Below are 2963 nucleotides of genomic sequence, written 5' to 3'. Positions count from 1 at the left end.
AACAGGCCTGTGACGCAACTCCTGTGATTCAACATGAACCAACGTATCCAACGACGTGGGGTGAACCGGATCAATGTCGGTTGACCTCGACGAGATCGAGCAAGCAGAGTTCGTCACAGCGATGACGCTCACGAGTACAGTCCCGAAACCTCGATACTCCCCTCCTGTGTGAGGGGCCGTGAACCGAGGATGTCACTCCGGGTTGGCTTCCTACGGCCGCAGGTAGGCAGTCAACGCATAGTGAATCAATGACCTGCGATGAGAGAGCCTGTCTTGGAAACTGAGAGGCGATGACTCGTCGCGGGGTGGGTGCACTCGTGATAGTGCCGCGATCCACCAAGAACCGAGCGAGAAACCCTCGTGGGTGACGTTTCTGGCGCATCTGGATCGAAACCCGTTCACATCCTCCTGTGGAGGATATCGTTCCGTCTCGGAACGGGGGATATCACTCCGGGTATGCGGGCACTCCTTGATTAGATGGAGTTCGGACGGCTCGCCCCGCTCGCAGCCGTCTAGTTATACAGTGGTCGTTTCAACCACCGAGCAGAAAACAGTTTTTCACACCTGTGCTGCATAGAGTGTGCGAGTTGGTCACGACTCGACATGCTTGTAATAAGTGGTGTACCACCAGAGCAGGAGAGAGACAAGCGAGGCGATTGCGGCAACCAATGCTTGGAATAGATTTGCGTCAAGAACGAACGCTACAGCGAGAAAGCCCCAAATTAGCCCCACAAGTGCGAAGAATCGCCGTGTTCTCATAACCCAGTCTACAGTAGATACTTTCCTAACAATTTCGCATGAGCTGTTCCGTCACTCAGTTACTGGAACGAACGATTACCACTGCTGAACTCACCCTCTGAGTGTTGCACGTCGCTACTGGCTGTGTTCGGCAAGGCCTCTGTAGTCGTACTGAATACAGCACGCAAGTCGTGCAACAAGATTTTGAACAGTGACAGTGAAATCACACTCATCATGGCGAATCTTTACCGACGTGTTGACGAACGGCTCAAAAGTTGGTCTCGGACAAAATACGCCGTCGCTATGGGTCTCGTCGCATTTGTCACTTACCTCGGTGTTGGTGCCTTGCTCGGAGATTCTGTCCTAATTCAGGCAGTCGCCATGGGTCTCACTCTCGGAGCATTCTATTATTTCACCAACCTTCGGTGACCGACTCACCCTCTAAGTTCAGCACGGAATTTCTGACAAAATACAGATGCAAAATCCACCGAACTCTCAGTAGCTATTCTGTACTCACAGAGACGTGAAGCACGGTACAACCAGCAGATAAACCGTCTTCGATGGCGAGAGTGTGAAGCTTGAAATCACACTCGACACGACATGGACTGTCACCATGGTTCGGAGTTCCCCGTTCACCCTCTCCTCTCTTAGAACGATTGCGTTGTTCGCGCTCCTCGTGGTCGGTCTCATCGGTAGTTTCGCGTTCCATGCAGCGATGACCGACATGCAGGTGGAGTACACTGCAACGTCGATACAGCACGATGACGATCCCAAAGAGATTGCTCACGCATCGCAATCCGTGGCCGACCTCGACGGACGTCTCGAAAGAAAGTCGAGCGAGATTCGACGGCCAGTCGAAAAAGCCGCCAAGGGCGGTTCATTCGCCGGGAACGTCACTCCGGAACTGTACATAATTCTCGACGGAATGGACACGGAGTACGCCGTCTATAATGACTCGTACTATCGGTGGAACACCACTGTGCACGACGAGACGACGTTCGTGGAGATGCAGATGACCCCGGCAGATTCTCGGTCGGTGTTGGAGGCAGTTTCGAAACCGTACGGAACTGCTTCGGCAAACGTCCAAGAGGCGATTGATCCCGGATCAGTTACCGGCCGTAATATGGTCGAACCGGGTATCTATCGGCGTGGAGGGACCTACTATGCTGTTGTCCCCGAAAACACCGGTGCGCTCGCCGCAAACATAATTGAGGCGTTCTTCGGCTACGTGCTCACGCCCGTTGGTCGGGGGTTCGTGGCGGTTGCGCTCGGCCTTCTGGCCTACCAGTACCGGAACTCGTTCGCTGACCGGGTACTGACTATTCGTCGTGCGCTTGTGGTCGCTGCGCTCGGCATTCCGACTGCGCTCATCGGGACGGCAGTCTTCGAGAGCGGGAGCCTCACGAGGTACCTCACGTCGCCAGCGAGTACGTTCGTCGTCTCTGCAGGTGTCGTCGCGGGCGTCCTAGTCCACCAGCGACGTTGGGGGCGACTGGCAGGCTGGACCGCGCTCGTCTGCGTCTTGAGCATCGGGGCATCGGTACTGGCGCTGGGCGTCGGCGGCGTGGCCTTCGGTGGATTCAGACTTCTAGTCGGACTGCTCGCTGGTGTGGTGTCACTCGGTTTCGGCGCATGGTTCGCACAAGAGCAGACCGACACACCTGCCGAGAGCGTCGGGGCGTAGGTCGGTGTCAGCGGACAGGCCGGAGGATCCGACGATGGAGCCACTTGAGGAAACGAACGAAAGGCGTGGTTTCCTTGAACCGGTCGTTGTTGGCACGCTACCTCAGTCACTCTCTTGAATATCTCCGAATGTAATGATTCATAGGTTCTGGTGTTCAGATATCTAACAAGATGCGCAAGCGCGAGCGTGCCGGTAGGTGGGCGTTCATCCTGTTGAGTGGAGCCGTTTCGGCGGCGGTCGTGTACGTCTTCGGACCCAATGCCCCCGATATTGTCGCGTCATTGGCGGTTGGTAGTGTCGTGTTCCTCATGTTCTCGGTCGCTCTCACGGTTTCGAACGAACGAGTGAAACAGATTCTTATCGACCTTCTGTCGTTGCTTCCATGATGTGTGGTTCCGAAACATTCATTCACATCGTCTACGGCCGCTCTCGAACCAGTGTAAACATTAACCGTAGGACTGTTCGTCCAAACATCTCACAGTGAATCTTCGCGACCGCCTCTCGTCGACGACGTTCGTACTCGGTGGTGCCGTCGTCCTGT

General features: G+C 55.3%; 2 protein-coding genes. Both read left to right on the top strand.

Annotated elements, in window-relative coordinates; genetic code table 11:
* The first annotated feature begins 1351 nt into the window (after positions 1–1351).
* Positions 1352–2422: a hypothetical protein gene (locus AUR66_RS18395; RefSeq protein ID WP_058573590.1), complete on the top strand. Its 1071-nt coding sequence runs from the start codon at positions 1352–1354 to the stop codon at positions 2420–2422.
* 170 nt (positions 2423–2592) lie between these two features.
* Positions 2593–2808 carry a hypothetical protein gene (locus AUR66_RS22355; protein ID WP_058573589.1) on the top strand — a complete coding sequence of 72 codons (216 nt, stop codon included), beginning with the start codon at positions 2593–2595 and terminating at the stop codon, positions 2806–2808.
* Positions 2809–2963: the final 155 nt, after the last annotated feature.

The organism is Haloferax profundi (assembly GCF_001469865.1).
In the GTDB taxonomy this organism is placed as follows: domain Archaea; phylum Halobacteriota; class Halobacteria; order Halobacteriales; family Haloferacaceae; genus Haloferax; species Haloferax profundi.
This window is presented reverse-complemented; position numbering and strand designations above follow the sequence as displayed.

Bases quoted from the DNA above. Each gene is read 5' to 3' on its own strand.
- AUR66_RS18395 (WP_058573590.1), top strand. From the start codon at position 1,352: ATGGTTCGGAGTTCCCCGTTCACCCTCTCCTCTCTTAGAACGATTGCG.
- AUR66_RS22355 (WP_058573589.1), top strand. From the start codon at position 2,593: ATGCGCAAGCGCGAGCGTGCCGGTAGGTGGGCGTTCATCCTGTTGAGT.